The organism is Mesorhizobium sp. WSM4311 (assembly GCF_002295115.1).
Taxonomy (GTDB): domain Bacteria; phylum Pseudomonadota; class Alphaproteobacteria; order Rhizobiales; family Rhizobiaceae; genus Mesorhizobium.
The window spans coordinates 262,848-280,150 of the sequence record NZ_NSFV01000001.1; the positions used below are offsets into that span (position 1 = coordinate 262,848).

General features: G+C 64.4%; 14 protein-coding genes. All 14 read left to right on the forward strand.

The window, feature by feature from the left end; all coding sequences use genetic code 11:
* The 14 genes from murG (at position 1) to CK226_RS01380 (ending at position 17,273) form a co-directional block, all read left to right on the forward strand.
* Positions 1-1,128 (forward strand): undecaprenyldiphospho-muramoylpentapeptide beta-N-acetylglucosaminyltransferase, encoded by a 1,128-nt coding sequence (murG, locus tag CK226_RS01315; protein ID WP_095773945.1) that lies wholly within the window; start codon positions 1-3, stop codon positions 1,126-1,128.
* Positions 1,125-2,525: a UDP-N-acetylmuramate--L-alanine ligase gene (gene murC, locus CK226_RS01320; protein WP_095790809.1), complete on the forward strand. Its 1,401-nt coding sequence runs from the start codon at positions 1,125-1,127 to the stop codon at positions 2,523-2,525. The genes murG and murC overlap by 4 nt, the downstream gene beginning before the upstream one ends.
* Positions 2,522-3,487 carry a UDP-N-acetylmuramate dehydrogenase gene (gene murB / locus CK226_RS01325; protein WP_095773947.1) on the forward strand — a complete coding sequence of 322 codons (966 nt, stop codon included), beginning with the start codon at positions 2,522-2,524 and terminating at the stop codon, positions 3,485-3,487. Before murC ends, murB begins: the two co-directional genes overlap by 4 nt.
* A gap of 446 nt (positions 3,488-3,933) precedes the next feature.
* Positions 3,934-4,860 (forward strand): D-alanine--D-alanine ligase, encoded by a 927-nt coding sequence (locus CK226_RS01330; RefSeq protein WP_095773948.1) that lies wholly within the window; start codon positions 3,934-3,936, stop codon positions 4,858-4,860.
* Positions 4,848-5,789 carry a cell division protein FtsQ/DivIB gene (locus CK226_RS01335; RefSeq protein ID WP_095790810.1) on the forward strand — a complete coding sequence of 314 codons (942 nt, stop codon included), beginning with the start codon at positions 4,848-4,850 and terminating at the stop codon, positions 5,787-5,789. Before CK226_RS01330 ends, CK226_RS01335 begins: the two co-directional genes overlap by 13 nt.
* A complete protein-coding gene (gene ftsA / locus CK226_RS01340; RefSeq protein WP_095773950.1) occupies positions 5,786-7,093 on the forward strand; it encodes a cell division protein FtsA in 1,308 nt (435 codons plus the stop codon). Before CK226_RS01335 ends, ftsA begins: the two co-directional genes overlap by 4 nt.
* A 66-nt stretch (positions 7,094-7,159) precedes the next feature.
* On the forward strand, positions 7,160-8,839 hold the full coding sequence (ftsZ, locus tag CK226_RS01345) for a cell division protein FtsZ (RefSeq protein WP_095787749.1): 1,680 nt from the start codon (positions 7,160-7,162) through the stop codon (positions 8,837-8,839).
* A 279-nt stretch (positions 8,840-9,118) separates the two neighbouring features.
* On the forward strand, positions 9,119-10,069 hold the full coding sequence (gene lpxC / locus CK226_RS01350) for a UDP-3-O-acyl-N-acetylglucosamine deacetylase (protein WP_095773952.1): 951 nt from the start codon (positions 9,119-9,121) through the stop codon (positions 10,067-10,069).
* 264 nt (positions 10,070-10,333) lie between these two features.
* Positions 10,334-11,203, forward strand: coding sequence for an outer membrane protein assembly factor BamD (locus CK226_RS01355; protein WP_095773953.1), 870 nt, complete (start codon positions 10,334-10,336; stop codon positions 11,201-11,203).
* A 218-nt stretch (positions 11,204-11,421) separates the two neighbouring features.
* Complete coding sequence (gene recN / locus CK226_RS01360; RefSeq protein WP_095790811.1) at positions 11,422-13,095, forward strand: DNA repair protein RecN; 1,674 nt, start codon at positions 11,422-11,424, stop codon at positions 13,093-13,095.
* A 151-nt stretch (positions 13,096-13,246) separates the two neighbouring features.
* Positions 13,247-15,451 carry an NAD-dependent DNA ligase LigA gene (ligA, locus tag CK226_RS01365; protein ID WP_095790812.1) on the forward strand — a complete coding sequence of 735 codons (2,205 nt, stop codon included), beginning with the start codon at positions 13,247-13,249 and terminating at the stop codon, positions 15,449-15,451.
* Positions 15,448-16,137 (forward strand): DUF2461 domain-containing protein, encoded by a 690-nt coding sequence (locus CK226_RS01370; protein ID WP_179300944.1) that lies wholly within the window; start codon positions 15,448-15,450, stop codon positions 16,135-16,137. Before ligA ends, CK226_RS01370 begins: the two co-directional genes overlap by 4 nt.
* 114 nt (positions 16,138-16,251) lie before the next feature.
* Complete coding sequence (locus CK226_RS01375) at positions 16,252-16,980, forward strand: AzlC family ABC transporter permease (protein WP_095787754.1); 729 nt, start codon at positions 16,252-16,254, stop codon at positions 16,978-16,980.
* Positions 16,977-17,273, forward strand: a complete 297-nt coding sequence (locus CK226_RS01380; RefSeq protein ID WP_095790813.1) for an AzlD family protein — start codon at positions 16,977-16,979, stop codon at positions 17,271-17,273. Before CK226_RS01375 ends, CK226_RS01380 begins: the two co-directional genes overlap by 4 nt.
* Positions 17,274-17,303 lie beyond the last annotated feature (30 nt).

Consider the following 17,303-nt stretch of genomic DNA (forward strand, 5'->3'; position numbering starts at 1 on the left):
ATGGCGAGGGGCGTCATCCTACTCGCGGCGGGCGGAACCGGCGGACATCTGTTTCCGGCCGAGGCGCTGGCGCATGAGCTGAACGAGCGCGGCTGGACGGTGCATCTGGCGACCGACGATCGCGCCGAGCGGTTTGCCGGCCACTTCCCGGCTGCAGCCGTCCATCCGATCCAGTCGGCGACGATGGGCTCGAAAAATCCGATTGCCGTGCTTGGCGCATTCTGGAAAATCTGGCGCGGCGTGCGCCAGGCCTCCGCCATTATCGGCAGGATCAAGCCGGACGCGGTGGTCGGTTTTGGCGGCTATCCGACCCTGCCGCCGCTCTACGCGGCGACGCGGCGCAAGGTGCCGACGCTGATCCATGAGCAGAACGCGGTGATGGGGCGCGCCAACAGGGCGCTGGCCGGCCGTGTCGATGCCATAGCCGGCGGCTTCCTGCCGCAGGATACGAGCGCCACCGGCGAAAAGACGGTAACGACAGGCAATCCGGTTCGGCCGGCGGTGCTGGAAGCGGCCAAGACGGCTTATGCGGCATCGACAGGGGAGGAGCCTTTCCGCCTGCTGGTGTTCGGCGGCAGCCAGGGTGCGCAGTTCTTTTCCGATGCCATGCCGGGTGCCATAGCGTTGCTTTCGGATGCACAGCGCAAGCGTCTCGTGATCACGCAGCAGGCGCGCGCGGATGACGTGGCGCGGGTGAAGACGGCCTATGCCGCGCTTGGCGTCGCCGTCGAGGTCTCGCCCTTCTTCACCGACATGGCGGCGCGCATGGCGGCGGCGCATCTGGTGATCTCGCGCTCCGGCGCCTCGACCGTCTCGGAGATCGCCGTCATCGGCCGGCCCGCGCTGCTGGTGCCCTATCCCTATGCGCTCGACCACGACCAGGCGGCGAACGCGGCGGCCCTTGCCGCTGCCGGCGGCGGCGAGGTGCACCCGCAATCGACGCTGTCGCCCGAGCGCATCGCGGCCCTCATTGGCGGGCTGATGGACAATCCCGAGCAACTGGCGGCGATGGCCGCGGGCGCGAAATCGGCCGGCAGGCCGGACGCGGCACGGTTGCTCGCCGATCTCACAGAGGCTATTGCGTCCCAAAAAACCGTTTCGGATTTCAAGAAAGGGACGCAAGCATGAAGATGCCGCAGACCATCGGCCTTGTGCATTTCATCGGCATTGGCGGCATCGGCATGAGCGGCATCGCCGAGGTGCTGCACAATCTCGGCTACAAGGTACAAGGGTCCGACCAGGCCGACAGTGCCAATGTGCAGCGGCTGCGCGACAAGGGCATCGAATGCTACGTCGGCCACAAGGCCGAGAATCTCGGCCATGCCGAGGTGGTGGTCGTCTCGACGGCGATCAAGAAGACCAATCCGGAACTGAAAGCCGCGCGCGAAAAGCTGCTGCCGATCGTGCGCCGCGCCGAGATGCTGGCCGAGCTGATGCGCTTCCGTCAGGCGGTGGCGATCGGCGGCACGCATGGCAAGACGACGACGACCTCGATGGTGGCGACCTTGCTGGAAGCCGGCGGGCTCGATCCGACCGTCATCAATGGCGGCATCATCAACGCCTATGGTACCAATGCCCGCATGGGCGACGGCGAGTGGATGGTGGTCGAGGCCGACGAGAGCGACGGCACCTTCCTCAAATTGCCGGCCGACATCGCCGTCGTCACCAACATCGATCCCGAACATCTCGACCATTACGGCAGCTTCGACAAGGTGCGCGAGGCGTTCCGCCAGTTCGTCGAGAACGTGCCGTTCTACGGCTTCGGCGTGATGTGCACCGACCATCCTGAAGTGCAGGCGCTGGTCGGCCGCATCGAGGATCGCCGGGTCATCACCTATGGCGAGAACGCGCAGGCCGATGTGCGCTTCACCAACCACCGCATGGCGGGGGCCACCTCCGAGTTCAACGTGGTGATCCGCGACCGCAAGACCGGCAGCCAGAGCACGATTTCAGGTCTGCGCCTGCCGATGCCCGGCCGCCACAATGTCTCCAACGCCACCGCCGCCATCGCGGTCGCGCATGAGCTCGGCCTGTCCGGCGAGGCGATCAAGAAGGGCCTGTCGTCCTTCGCCGGCGTCAAGCGCCGCTTCACCCATACCGGATCCTGGAACGGCGTCGATGTGTTCGACGATTACGGTCACCATCCGGTCGAGATCTCGGCGGTGCTGAAGGCGGCGCGCAGCGCCACCAAGGGGCGCGTGATCGCCATTGCCCAGCCGCACCGCTTCACCCGGCTGCATGATCTGTTCAACGAGTTTTCAACCTGCTTCAACGATGCCGACACGGTGATTGTGGCGCCGGTCTACGCGGCCGGCGAAGAGCCTATCGAAGGCGTGACTTCCGAAGCGCTGGTGTCGCGCATCCGCGCCGGCGGCCATCGCGACGCGCGATACATAGAGGGTCCGGCAGCGATCGCGCCGATCATTCGCGACCTGGCCAAGCCCGGCGACTTCGTCGTCTTCCTCGGCGCCGGCAACATCACCCAATGGGCCTATGCTCTGCCAAAGGAGCTTGCCGCCTCATGATGCACGGCCAGGCCCTGATCGACAGACTCGGCGACCGGCTTGCCGGCCTGCGCGGCCGGCTCACGCCGAATGCCGAGATGGACAAGATCACCTGGTTCCGCGCCGGCGGCCTGGCGGAGGTGCTGTTCCAGCCGGCCGACGAAGAAGACCTTGCCGCGTTCCTGCGCGCGGTTCCCGAAGAGATACCTCTTACCGTCGTTGGTGTCGGCTCGAACTTGCTGGTCAGGGACGGCGGCATTCCAGGCTTCGTCATCCGGCTCTCGGCCAAGGGCTTTGGCGAGGCCGAGATCGTTTCGCCGATCAGGATCAAGGCGGGTGCCGCCACGCCCGACAAGCGTGTCGCGGCCCTGGCGCTGGAAGCGGGCATTGGCGGCTTCCATTTCTATCACGGCATTCCGGGCGCCGTCGGCGGGGCGCTGAGGATGAATGCCGGCGCCAATGGCGTCGAGACGCGCGAGCGCGTCGTCGAGGTGCGCGCTCTCGACCGCAAGGGCAATGTCCAGACGCTGAGCAATGCCGAGATGGGCTATGCCTATCGCCATTCGTCCGCCCCTGCCGGACTGATCTTCACCTCGGCCGTGTTCGAAGGCTTTGCCGAGGACAAGGCCACTATCAAGGCGGCGATGGACGCGGTGCAGAACCACCGCGAGACCGTGCAGCCGATCCGCGAGAAGACCGGCGGCTCGACCTTCAAGAATCCGGAAGGCACGTCGGCCTGGAAGGAGATCGACAAGGCGGGCTGCCGTGGCCTGATGATCGGTGGCGCGCAGATGTCGCCCATGCACTGCAATTTCATGATCAACACCGGCACCGCGACCGGCTACGACCTCGAATATCTCGGTGAGACGGTGCGCGCCCGCGTGCTCGAACACTCAGGCATCCGGCTGCAGTGGGAGATCAAGCGCATCGGCGATTTCCGGCCCGGGCATGCCGTCCAGGAGTTTCTGGGTCAGCTTCTCTAGGTACGCTGATATTCAGGTGATGCCGGCCTGCAAACGACGGCCTTCTCCGCTTCCGGTGCTCACGGACCCGAATGTCCGCTCCGTTCCGGTTCTCGAAGGCCATCGTTTTCGACTCGGCCTGACCTGAACCTCAACGTACCCTCGCTGTCTATGAAGTTCATGTGATGCATGAACGTCAATGCGCTCGCAGAACGCGCAAAACCGTCGCTCCGGGGACTCAGCGACACGGTTTTCGCAGCCATTTTCTCAGAAAGTGAATCTCTCGGAATCATAAGCACTTGCCAGTGAATCAACTCTCTGATTCTCTGCTGGAAAGCGTTTCCTGATTTGAGTCGTTCGACGCGTTACCCGCGTTTTCCGTCTGGGGGGGCAACCTGCCGGAAGACTCGGACTCAATGTTGCGGAAATCTTGGTTTTTGGTCCGCCGTGAGAGGGGATGACGGGGAATGAAAAGCAAGCATGTGGCCGTCCTGCTGGGAGGTTTTTCGTCCGAGCGGCCCGTGTCCCTGTCCTCCGGAAAGGCCTGTGCCGATGCGCTGGAGAGTGAGGGCTATCAGGTCACCCGCGTCGATGTCGGGCGCGATGTCGGCTCGGTGCTCGCCGAGCTCAAGCCTGACGTCGCCTTCAATGCGCTGCACGGCCCGTTCGGCGAGGACGGCACCATTCAAGGCATCCTTGAATATCTCGCCATTCCCTACACCCATTCCGGCGTGCTCGCCTCGGCGCTCGCCATGAACAAGGAGCAGGCGAAGAAGATCGTCAAATCGGTCGGCGTTCCCGTCGCCGAATCGAAGGTCGCCAATCGCTTTGCCATCCAGAACAAGCATCCGATGAAGCCGCCCTATGTGATCAAGCCGGTCAATGAAGGATCGAGCTTTGGCGTCGTCATCGTGTCGGAGGGGCAGTCGCATCCACCGCAGGTCGTCGGCTCGTCCGAGTGGAAATATGGCGATACCGTCATGGTCGAGCGCTACATCCACGGGCGCGAGCTGACCTGCGCCGTCATGGGCGATGTGGCGCTCGGCGTCTGCGAGATCATCCCGACCGGTCATTCCTTCTACGATTACGATTCAAAATATGTCGCGGGCGGATCAAAACACGAATGCCCCGCAAAAGTTTCACCGAATATTTACCAAAAAATACAGACACTGGCGCTCAAGGCTCACCAAGCTGTCGGCTGTCGGGGCGTTTCCCGGTCGGACTTCCGTTATGACGATCGTCACTCCGAAAATGGCGAAGTTGTATGGCTCGAGGTCAACACTCAGCCGGGCATGACGCCGACGTCTCTGGTGCCTGAAATCGCGGCCCATGCCGGGCATTCGTTTGGTGAGTTGTTGAGTTGGATGGTGGAGGACGCTTCGTGTCTGCGTTGAAATGGGGGCAAGGCAAGGGGAAGGGCGCGGCCGGGCCGTCGCTGTTCGGCTTGTCGTTGTCATCAGGCCATTTCGTGCTGCCGCGCGTGCTTCGCCGCCCGGTGCGCATCCTGGCGCGCCTGGGCGATGGTGAATTCGAGGCGCCGCGCTTCTCCGCCGCGATGATGTCGGCGGTGCTGCTCGCTTCGAGCGGCGCCTATGGCGCCTATCTCGGTGGCCATGCCGACGGCATCATCCAGAGCATCACCGCCCGTACCGGCTTTGCCGTCGATCAGGTCAAGGTGGTCGGCAATCGCCAGACCTCGGAGATCGACATTCTCGACAGGCTGGAGCTCGACGGCTGGACCTCGCTGATCGGCTTCGACGCCGAGGCTGCACGCGAGCGCATCTCCGGCCTGCCGTGGATCGAAATGGCGGCGGTGCGCAAGGTCTATCCGCACACGCTGGAAGTGCGCGTCGAGGAGCGCGAAGCCTTCGCGCTCTGGCAGCAGGGCAATAATCTCTCGGTCATCGAGAAGGATGGCGCGGTCATCGCTCCGTTCTCCGGCGGCAAGCAGGTGCTGCTGCCGCTGCTGATCGGCGAGGGCGCGCCGGCCAAGGCGCCTGACTTCCTGGCCAAGGTCGAAAAATATCCGGACCTCGCGAGCCGGGTCAAAGGCTATGTCCGCGTTGGCGATCGCCGCTGGGACCTGAAGCTCGACAACGGCATCACCGTCAAGCTGCCCGAGGACGAGGAAGGCCAGGCGCTCGCCGAGCTGGTCAAGATGGACAAGGACAAGGGGCTTTTGTCGCGCGACATCGCTGCCGTCGACATGCGCCTGACAGACCGGCTGGTCGTGGAGCTGACGCCCGAAGCGGCGACGCAGCGCGAGGCCGCGCTCAACGAGAAGCCGAAGACCCTCAAGCGCAAGTCGGAGACGAAGATATGAGCTGGCTTGGCGGTTCAGGCGATGCCGCGTCGCGCCGGTCCGGCACTCTGACGGTGCTGGATGTCGGCTCGAACAAGGTCTGCTGCATGGTGGCCAAGCTCAAGCCGAACGATGACGGCAAGCTCTTGCGCGGCCGCTCGCACCGGATCCAGGTGATCGGCATCGGTCATCAGAAGTCGCAAGGCGTGAAGTCGGGCGTGGTCGTCGATCTCGACCGCGCCGAGCATGCCATCCGCCTGTCCGTCGACGCCGCCGAGCGCATGGCGGGGCTGACGGTCGATTCGCTCATCGTCAACATGACCGCCGGCCGGCTGAAGAGCGAAAGCTTCTCGGCGACCATCAATCTTGGCGGCCACGAGGCCGACGAAGCCGACATCAAGCGCGTGCTCGGCGCCGGCGCCAAGCAGGCGCTCAAGGCCGAGCGTGAGGTGATCCATTCGCTGCCCGTCGGCTTCTCGCTCGATGCCGAGCGCGGCGTGCGCGATCCGCGCGGCATGGTCGGCGACGCGCTTGGCGTCGACATGCATGTGCTGACGGGTGATGCGGCACCGATGCGCAATCTGGAGCTTTCCATCAACCGCTCGCACCTGTCGGTCGAGCGCATGGTGGCGACGCCCTATGCCAGCGGGCTCGCCGCGCTTGTCGATGACGAGCTGGAGCTGGGTGCCGCCTGCATCGACATGGGCGGCGGCACGACGACCATATCGGTGTTTTCGGAAGGCAAGTTCGTCCATGGCGACGCGATCGCCATTGGCGGCAACCACGTCACGCTCGACATGGCCAAGGGGCTTTCGACCTCGCTCGATGCCGCCGAACGGCTGAAGGTCATGCATGGTTCGGCGCTGCCGGGCAGTGCCGACGACCGCGACCTGGTGTCGATCCAGCCGATCGGCGACGACGGCGACGTGCCGCTGCAGATCCCGCGTTCGGTGATGACGCGCATCGTGCGCGCCCGCATCGACGAGACGCTCGAATTGCTGCGCGACCGGCTGAACAAGTCCGGCTACGGCAATGCGGTCGGCAAGCGCGTCGTTCTGACCGGCGGCGCCAGCCAGCTGGCCGGCCTGCCGGAAGCGGCGCGCCGCATCCTGGGGCGCAATGTGCGCATCGGTCGCCCGCTCGGCGTGGCGGGCCTGCCCGAAGCGGCGAAGGGGCCGGCTTTCTCGGCCGCCGTCGGGCTTCTGATCTATCCGCAGATGGCGAATTTCGAGAGCCATCCTGCAAAAGGCATTTCCGGTCTCAGGATGACCGGAACGGGTGGAAAACTGCATCGCATGAGTCAGTGGTTGAGAGACAGTTTCTAATTGACGGGGACAGCCCCATAGGCGGCCGCGGCGGCGAAGCGGCGTGAAAGGCAAAGGACGGAGACAATGACCATCAATCTGCAGAAGCCGGACATCACCGAGCTTAAGCCGCGCATCACCGTATTCGGTGTCGGCGGCGGCGGCGGCAATGCCGTGAACAACATGATCACCGCGGGCTTGCGCGGTGTCGAGTTCGTCGTGGCCAACACCGACGCGCAGGCGCTGACAATGTCGAAGGCCGACCGGCTGATCCAGCTCGGCGCGCATGTCACCGAAGGCCTCGGCGCCGGCTCGCAGCCGGAAGTCGGCCGCGCGGCTGCTGAGGAGTGCATCGACGAGATCATCGATCACCTGTCCAACACCCATATGTGCTTCGTCACCGCCGGCATGGGCGGCGGCACCGGCACCGGTGCTGCTCCGGTCGTTGCCCGCGCCGCGCGCGAGAAGGGCATCCTCACCGTCGGCGTCGTCACCAAGCCGTTCCACTTCGAAGGCCAGCGCCGCATGAAGACGGCCGATTTGGGCATCGAGGAACTGCAGAAATGCGTCGACACCCTCATCGTCATCCCCAACCAGAACCTGTTCCGGCTGGCCAATGACAAGACCACCTTCGCCGACGCCTTTGCCATGGCCGACCAGGTGCTCTATTCCGGTGTCGCCTGCATCACCGACCTGATGGTCAAGGAAGGCCTGATCAACCTCGACTTCGCCGACGTGCGTTCGGTGATGCGCGAGATGGGCAAGGCGATGATGGGCACTGGCGAAGCTTCGGGCGAGGGCCGCGCGATGGCCGCCGCCGAGGCCGCGATCGCCAATCCGCTGCTCGACGAGACCTCGATGAAGGGCGCCAAGGGCCTGCTGATCTCGATCACCGGCGGCCGCGACCTGACCCTGTTCGAGGTTGACGAAGCAGCGACCCGTATCCGCGAGGAGGTCGACCAGGATGCCAACATCATCCTCGGCGCCACCTTCGACGAGGAACTCGAAGGCGTCATCCGTGTCTCGGTGGTCGCCACCGGCATCGACAAGTCGGCGGCTGAAATCGCCGCGGCGCCGATCTCGATCCGTACGGCACCGCCGAAGCCGGCCGCCCGTCCGGCCGTGGCCGCCGTGGAGAGCCGCCCGGCACCGGTCCAGCAGCCTGTCTATGAACCGCGCGCCGCGGACCCGGTCGCCGAGGCCATCCAGCTCGCCGAGTCGAACGCCGCCGCCATGGCGCAGGCCCGCCCGGCTCCTGTCGCCCATGCGGACGATTTCCGCCCGCAGAGCAAGATCTTCCAGGCGCCGCCGCAGCAGCCAATGCCGCAGCCGGTCGTCCAGCAGATGCAGCCGGCCCCGCAGCCGCGCGAAATGCTGCGTGAGGTCCAGCAGCCGGTGGCGATGGCACCGCAGCGCATGCCGCGCGTCGAGGACTTTCCGCCGGTGGTGAAGGCCGAGGTCGACGCAAAGAGCCGTCCGGTGGACCACGAGAACAACAGCGGACCGATGGGCCTGTTGAAGCGCCTGACCAACGGCTTGACCCGCCGCGAGGAGGAACCTGCAAGGCTGCAGCCGGCGCAACCGCGCGAGCCGAAGCTGCGCCAGGCCGCCCCCGAAGTGCGCCGTCTCGCCAGCCAGGACGCCCAGCTCTATGCGCCGCGCCGTGGCCAGCTGGACGACCAGGGCCGCCTGACGCCGCAGACCAGGGCGACTCAGGACGACGATCAGCTGGAGATTCCGGCGTTCCTCCGCCGCCAGGCCAACTGAGCGGTTAACGGACCGTAACAATTGTTAACAGGCGAGCAAGGGATTGCTCGCCTGTTAACATTTTAAGTGCTGTAGAATCAAACAGTTACGATATGGGGCTTGCTCCGGCTCGCGGTTACAGAGGGTAAGAAACCGTGATTTGGAGTCTCCCTGGCGGGACATTATCTTCGCTGCCTACCATAGTCGGTCTGCCGGGATTTCGGGGAAGTGACCCTGCCTGCCGATTTAACAAGAGCCGCGCCCTTGGGTTGGAGAAGCGGACTTAGGCATATCGGGCTTATGGGGATTGTCTTGCACGACTACCAGACGACAGTGAAGACGCGCGCGTCGCTTACGGGCACCGGCGTCCACAGCGGCAAAGAAGTTTCCATCAGTTTCCTGCCGGCGGATGCCGACACCGGCATCGTGTTCCAGCTCATCAATGGCGAAGGGCAGGGCCGCGAGTTCCGTGCCCTGTTTTCCGAGATCGGCGCCACCGATCTGTGCACCATGCTTGGCGATCCCTCGGGCGAGCATATCGCCACCGTCGAGCACATCATGGCCGCGCTGTTCGGGCTCGGCATCGACAATGTTCTCATCGAGATCGACGGCCACGAGGTTCCCATCCTCGACGGCAGCGCCATGGCCTTCGTGGAAGCCATCGACCAGGCGGGCATCGAGACGCTGCCGGTCAAGCGGCGTTATATCAGGGTCGTCAAGCCGGTTCGCATCGAGAACGGTGCTTCCTGGGCGGAGTTCAGGCCCTATGACGGCACCCGCTTCGAGGTCGAGATCGATTTCGAAAGCCCGGCCATCGGCCGTCAGCTCTTTGCGTCGGACATCAATGCCGACATTTTTCGCCGCGATATTGCGCGCGCCCGCACCTTCGGTTTCATGAAGGATGTCGAGCGGCTGTGGGCGGCCGGCTACGCGCTTGGCTCCTCGCTCGAGAACTCGCTGGTGATCGGTGACGACAACCGCGTCATCAACATGGGCGGCCTGCGCTATCCCAACGAATTCGTGCGCCACAAGACGCTCGACGCCATGGGCGACCTGGCTCTGGCCGGAGCCCGCTTCATCGGCTGTTTCCGCTCCTATCGCGGCGGCCACAGGCTGAACGCCGCGGCGCTGCGGCGCCTGCTGTCGGACCGCACGGCCTTCGAGATCGTCGAGACGACACGCCGCGAGCGTGGCCGCGCGGCAGAGATGAGCGCCGTCAATGCGCCGCTCTACGCGCCTTGGATGATCTAGGTTTCGCACCGTTTTCACGCTTTGTGGCGGGATGCCGGGTGTTGCAGGAATGCATCATCGACCGGCGAAATCATAGGGATGCCCTAGCGCCGCCTTGCCGCCACAAAAATGCGCCATTGCCCGGAGATAGCGTTGCCGGGCAAGGCGGTTATGGTTTATGGCTGCTGCCGTCGATTAGTGCATGTCGCTCAAAAGTGGGGACCAGTTTTGGGACAACAGCATGCAAGAGGCATTAAAATAACGCCGAAAGGGCGCAATCCAATCATGTTCTTCAAGCGAGTCGGTCAATCGAAAGCGCCAAAGCGGTCTGTTCTCCTGGCGCTTTCGCTGGTTGTTCCATCGCTCTTTCTGTCGGCCTGCATGTCGTCGGAGAAAGACATCGATCTGTCGAAATACGTCGACCAGACCGAGCCGGCCGACGTTCTCTACAACCAGGGCCTCGCCAATTTGAATGCCGGCCGCCTCGACGAGGCGAGCAAGAAGTTCGACGCCGTCGACCGCCAGCACCCCTATTCGGAATGGGCTCGCAAGTCGATGGTGATGGGCGCTTTCGCCGACTACCGAAAGGGCAGCTACGACGAGGCGATCTCGTCGGCCAAGCGCTATCTGGCGCTTTATCCGTCCACCGATGACGCGCCCTATGCACAGTACATCATCGGCCTGAGCTACTATCGCCAGATCAAGGACGTGACGCAGGATCAGAAGGAAGCGCGCCAGACGCTGCAGACGATGCAGGATCTGGTCACGCGCTGGCCGACGTCGGAGTATGTCGACGACGCCAAGGAGAAGATCCGCTTCGCCAACGACCAGCTCGCCGGCAAGGAAATGCAGATCGGCCGCTATTATCTGGAGCGCCGCGAGTACATCGCCGCCGTCAAGCGCTTCCGCACCGTGGTGGAAAACTATTCCAACACGCGTCATGTCGAGGAAGCGTTGGCCCGCCTTACCGAAAGCTATTACGCGATGGGGCTCACCTCGGAGGCCCAGACGGCCGCCGCGGTGCTCGGCACCAACTATCCCGACAGCCCGTGGTACAAGGATTCCTACAAGCTCCTGCAGAGCAACGGGCTTTCGCCGCGCGAGAATGCCGGATCGTGGATTTCCAAGGCCGGGAAGCTGATCACCGGCGCCTGATCTGTCAGGCGCAAGCGTGCGTTGCGCGCTTTTCGGATTGATCCGATGCTGAAACAAAAAGATAGTGCGGCGCTGCGACTCCAATCGGTCGCGCACCGCTCCACGGCGGTTCAGTGGTTTGATTGAAGCGCTGAGCCGTCCCAACTTTTTGTCCTACGCAATTCCGATGGGAAAAACGCTACGCACCTTTCCTGGAATTGCCTGAGGTTCGGGTTCTGATGCTTTCCAGACTGTCGATCCGCGATATCGTCCTGATCGAGAAGCTGGATATCGACTTCCAGCCGGGCCTTTCCGTGCTGACGGGTGAAACCGGCGCCGGCAAATCCATCCTGCTCGATGCCCTGTCACTGGCGCTCGGCGCGCGCGGCGACGCCTCCCTGGTGCGCCATGGGGCACCACAGGGCCAGGTCATTGCCGTGTTCGATGTGGCGCGCAACCATCCGGTACGCGCGCTGCTCGTCGAGAATGCCATCGAGGATGATGGCGACATCATCCTGCGCCGCGTGCAGACGGCGGACGGCCGCACCCGCGTCTTCGTCAACGACCAGCCGTCCAGCGTGACGCTGATGCGCGATGTCGGGCGCGCTTTGGTCGAGATCCACGGCCAGCACGACGAACGCGCCTTGGTCGATCCGGGCGCCCATCGCGACGTGCTCGACGCTTTCGGCGGCCATCTCGGCGCTGTCCGATCGACCGGCGAGGCCTGGCGCCACTGGCGCGCCTGCGAGCAGGAGCTCACGCGCCACCGCGCCAAGGTGGCGGCAGCGGCGCGCGAGGCCGATTACCTGCGTGCGGCGGTGGCGGAGCTGACCAAGCTCGATCCGCAGCCCGGCGAGGAAACGGAACTTGCCGAACTGCGCGCCCACATGATGCGCGCCGAAAAGATCGCTTCCGAAATCCATGACGCCCAGGATGTACTGTCCGGCCCGTCTTCGCCCTTGCCGCAACTCGCCAGTCTGCTGAGACGGCTGCAGCGCAAGGCGACGGAGGCGCCCGGCCTGCTCGAGGACGTGGTCAAGTCGCTGGACGAAGCCATGCTGTCGCTCGACGCCGCGCAATCCGGCGTCGAGGCGGCACTTCGCGCCACCGAGTATGACCCGCAGCGGCTGGAGAAGGCGGAAGAACGGCTGTTTTCGCTGCGCGCGGCCTCACGCAAGCATAGTGTCGCCGTCGACGATCTGGCGCAACTGCGCGACACGATGGTTGCGGATCTGGCTGATCTCGATGCCGGCGAGGAACGCCTGCATGGGTTGGAAAAGCAGGCCGCGGCGGCACGCGAGGCCTATGACATCGCCGCGGCGCAGCTTTCCTCGCTTCGCCACGCGGCGGCCGTCGGCCTGACCAAGGCGGTGATGGCCGAATTGCCGGCGCTGAAGCTCGAACGCGCCGCCTTCATCGTGGAGATGAAGAGCGAGGCCGAGACCCGCATGGAAGAGGGCATCGACCAGATCGAGTTCTGGGTGCGCACCAATCCCGGCACGCGGCCCGGGCCGATGATGAAGGTGGCGTCCGGCGGCGAGTTGTCGCGCTTCCTTTTGGCGCTGAAAGTGGCGCTGGCCGACCGTGGCTCGGCGCCGACGCTGGTTTTCGACGAAATCGACACCGGCGTCGGTGGCGCCGTGGCGGATGCCATCGGCCAAAGGCTGGCGCGGCTGTCGAAGCGCGTGCAGGTGCTGTCGGTCACGCATGCGCCGCAAGTGGCGGCGCGCGCGGCGACGCATTTCCTGATCTCAAAATCGGGCAGCACGGACCGTGTGGCGACCGGCATTGCCGAGATGGACAGGCCGGCGCGGCAGGAAGAGATCGCCCGCATGCTGGCCGGCGCCACGATCACCGACGAGGCACGCGCCGCCGCCGAAAGGCTGCTGCGCGAGAACACAAACGCGGCGTAAGGCCATCCGGCGTCATTGACGGGGCAGGATATGGCAGCGAGTCAGGATATGGCTCCATCCTGCTGTTCAGGAATGATCTTTTCCGAAAACCGGTTCCCACTTTTCGGGATCATGCTCTATTGTGGCGCGCCACCGTTCGGGGAAGAAAAGCATGGCCGAAAAACCTGTCGATTCGCTCAGCGAAAGCGAGGCTGAAGCCGAGCTGAAGCGCCTGGCGGAGGAGATCGCCGAGCATGACCGGCGCTACCATGCCGAGGACGCGCCCACGATCACCGACGCCGAATATGATGCGCTGCGTCGGCGCAACCTTGCCATCGAGGAGCGTTTTCCCGACCAGGTGCGCGAGGATTCGCCGTCGCGCAGGGTCGGCGCGCCGCCGGCCGAAGGTTTCGCCAAGGTGCGCCATGCCGTGCCGATGCTCAGCCTCGCCAAGGCCTATACCGACGAGGACGTCGCCGATTTCATCGAGCGCGGCCGGCGCTTCTTCGATCGCGACAAGGACCTCGATATCGCCTTCACAGCCGAACCGAAGATCGACGGGCTGTCGGCGTCGTTGCGCTATGAGAATGGCGTGTTCGTGCAGGGCGCGACGCGCGGCGACGGCACCGTCGGCGAGGACATCACGGCGAATCTGAAGACCATTGCCGACATTCCGAAGAAGTTGCAGGGTTCGGGCTGGCCGGAGACGATCGAAATCCGCGGCGAGGTCTACATGACCTATGCCGAATTCGAAGCTTTGAAGCAGCGTTCGGCAGCGGTCGGCGGCCAGGATTACGTCAATCCGCGCAACACGGCGGCAGGATCGCTGCGCCAGAAAGATCCATCGGTCACCGCCAGCCGCAACCTGAAATTCTTCGCCTATGCCTGGGGCTACACGACGGCGGACCCCGCGCCGACGCAGTTCGATTCGGTGCAGAAGTTCAAGGAATGGGGGTTCAAGGTCAGCCCGCTGATGGTGCGGGCGAAGTCGATCGACGACCTCATAGCGCACTATCATCGCATCGAGGAGCAGCGCTCCTCGCTCGGCTATGACATTGACGGCGTCGTCTACAAGGTCGACCAGCTGGAACTGCAGCGCCGCTGGGGTTTCGTCACCGGCGAGCCGCGCTGGGCGGTTGCCCACAAATTCCCGGCCGAGCAGGCGATGACGACCGTGCAGAAGATCGACATCCAGGTCGGCCGCACCGGCACGCTGGCGCCGGTCGCAAGGCTTGCGCCCGTCACCGTCGGCGGCGTCGTGGTCGAGAACGTCACGCTGCACAATGAGGATTACATCAAGGGTTTCGACAGCAACGGCCTGCCGATCCGCGACGGCATCGATGTGCGCATCGGCGACACGGTGGTGATCCAGCGGGCAGGCGACGTCATTCCGCAGATCGTCAGCGTCGTCATCGACAAGCGCCCGGCCGATGCCGTGCCTTACGAATTCCCGCATACCTGTCCGGTCTGCGGCTCGCCGGCGACGCGCGAGATCAACGAGAAGACCGGCAAGGAGGATTCCCGCCGGCGCTGCACCGGCGAGCTGATCTGCGCAGCACAGGCCGTGGAAAGATTGCGCCATTTCGTTTCGCGCGGGGCGCTCGATATAGAGGGCCTGGGCGCCGAAAACATCGACACCTTCTTCAATGCCGGACTGATCAAGACGGCCGCCGATATTTTTACGCTCAGGGATCGACGTCCCGCCGTCACCAAGGCGCTGGCCGAGCGGCGCGAGGAGCAGGCCAGGCAGCGTGAGGCGGCGTCCGGAAAGACGCGCAAGAATGTGCGCAATGTCGAGGACCGCAACTATGAAGGCCTCGACAAGCTGTTCGCGGCCATCGACTCGCGCCGCGAGCCGGAACTCGATCGCTTCATCTTCGCGCTCGGCATCCGCCATATCGGCGAGACGACGGCCGCCGTGCTCGCCAAGACCTTTTCCACCATCGAGGAACTGATCCGCGTCGGCAAGGAAACGGCGGCAGCGCAGGATCCGCACACCGTCTTCCCTTCGGTCAACGGCATCGGTGACACGGTGATCGATGCGCTGCGCGATTTCTTCGGCAATGAACGCAATGACGACGTGCTCGACAAGCTGCTCGAGCAGGTCAGGCCCAAGCCCTATATCGTCACCGTCTCGGCCGACAGCGAGGTTGCCGGCAAGACCATCGTCTTCACCGGCACGCTGGAGAAGATGACGCGCTCGGAAGCCAAGGCGATGGCCGAACGCCTGGGCGCCAAGGTGGCCGGCTCGGTTTCGGCCAAGACCGACCTGCTGGTCGCCGGACCCGGCGCCGGCTCCAAGCTCAAGCTTGCCAGCGAACTTGGCGTCGAAGTCATCGACGAGGACACCTGGCTGCAACGGGTCGGCAAGGCGTGATGGCGTTCAAAGGCTTCGGCCCAAAGGCCATTCCATTCCTGAAGGCGCTGGATTTCCACCAGAGCCGAGAGTGGTTTTTGGAAAACCGCGACCTGTTCGAACAGGAACTGCGCGATCCGCTTGGCGATCTCGTCGACACGCTGACCCAACGCTTTGCGGAAGCGCGGCTCGGCTTGCGCGGCGACCGCAAGAAGTCGCTGTTCCGCATCAATCGTGACGTGCGCTTTGCCAAGGACAAGCGGCCCTACAACCGGCATGTCTCGGCGATCCTGTCGCTCGATGGCAGCAAGGCCGTGCAGGGCGTGTTCTACATTCATATCGGGCTTGAGGGCTGCTTTGCCGGCGTCGCCTGGTGGCAGCCGGAGGCTGCGCTGCTGCTGGCGATGCGGCGCGCCATCGAGACGTGGCCGGACAGGTTTCGCGCCATGGTTAAGGCGTTGAAGAAGAACGGCCTCGAGCTTAGCGCCGAAGACGCCATGAAACGCACGCCGCGGGGCTTCGAGCACGTTACGGACAAGGATCTCGTCGCTGCGATCCGCAACCGGCATTTTGCCGTCCGCCACGTCATCGATCCGGCGGGCATCCACGGGCCGGAACTGGTCGAGGAACTCGTCGATTTCACCATGCGCGCCAAGCCGCTGCTCGACTGGGGCAGGGCGATCGAGGGCAAAATCGCGAAGGACTAAGTTCCATCTCGAGCCCGGCGATGATCATTTCCGCTGATCGTTTGGCTCAAGCGAATTCGTGTGACAAGGCGGGCTGCACTACCTACATCGACGGTTTCGACCCTGGAGCGATCGATGGCGACGGACGTGATTTCCGAGAGCGGCGGCAGAAGCGACTTCTGGCAAGGCGTGCGGCTCTCCATGCCTGTCGTCGTGGCGTCGGCGCCGTTCGCGGTGCTGTTCGGGGCGCTTGCCGTCGACAATGGTTTCTCGGTCCTCGAAGCCTTTATGATGAGCGCGCTGGTCTATGGCGGTGCCAGCCAGATGGTCGGCATCCAGCTGTTCGGCCAGCATGTCGCGCCGTGGCTGATCGTGCTGTCGATCTTCGCCGTCAACTTCCGCCATGTGCTCTACTCCGCCGGCATTGGCCGGCGCATCGCGCATTGGCCTGTCATCCAGCAGGCGCTCGGCTATTTCATCCTCACCGATCCGCAGTTCGCGGTGGCCGAGGCGAGGGCGGCGTCGGGCCAGACGGTCGGCTTCGCCTGGTATCTGGGGCTTGGCCTGCCGGTCTATGTGTTCTGGGTAACCGAAAGCGCGCTGGGTGCTGTGTTCGGCAAGCTCATCCCCGACACGCATGCGCTGGGCATCGATTTCCTGTTGCCGATCTATTTCCTCGGCCTGGTGATGGGCTTCCGCAAGCGACCGCTGTGGCTGCCGGTGGTGGTCGCCAGTGCCTGCGCCTCAATCGTCGCCTACAAGACGGTCGGCTCGCCCTGGCACGTCTCGATCGGCGCCATTGCCGGCGTGCTGCTCGCCGTCATCCTGCCGCCGCACCATAGCGGCGTGGAGACAAGGCCATGAGCACGACGTTCTGGATCATCATCGCCGGCGCGGTCGCCACCTATCTCACGCGCGTCGGCGGGCATCTGGTCATCTCCCGCTTCGAGAACATCCATCCGCGCGTCAAGGCCGGCCTCAACGCCGTGCCGGCGGCGGTGCTGACGACGCTGGTGGCGCCGGAGCTGTTGAATGCCGGACCGGCGGAATGGGCGGCGCTGGTCGTCACCGCCGCGGTCTCGCTGCGCGGCGGGCTGATGTCGATGTTTTTGGCTGGCGCGGCAGTGCTCATCCTGGCGCGGCAGTTCGCAGCGTAGTTTGGCCCGCGATCTTTCCGAGCGTTGGCA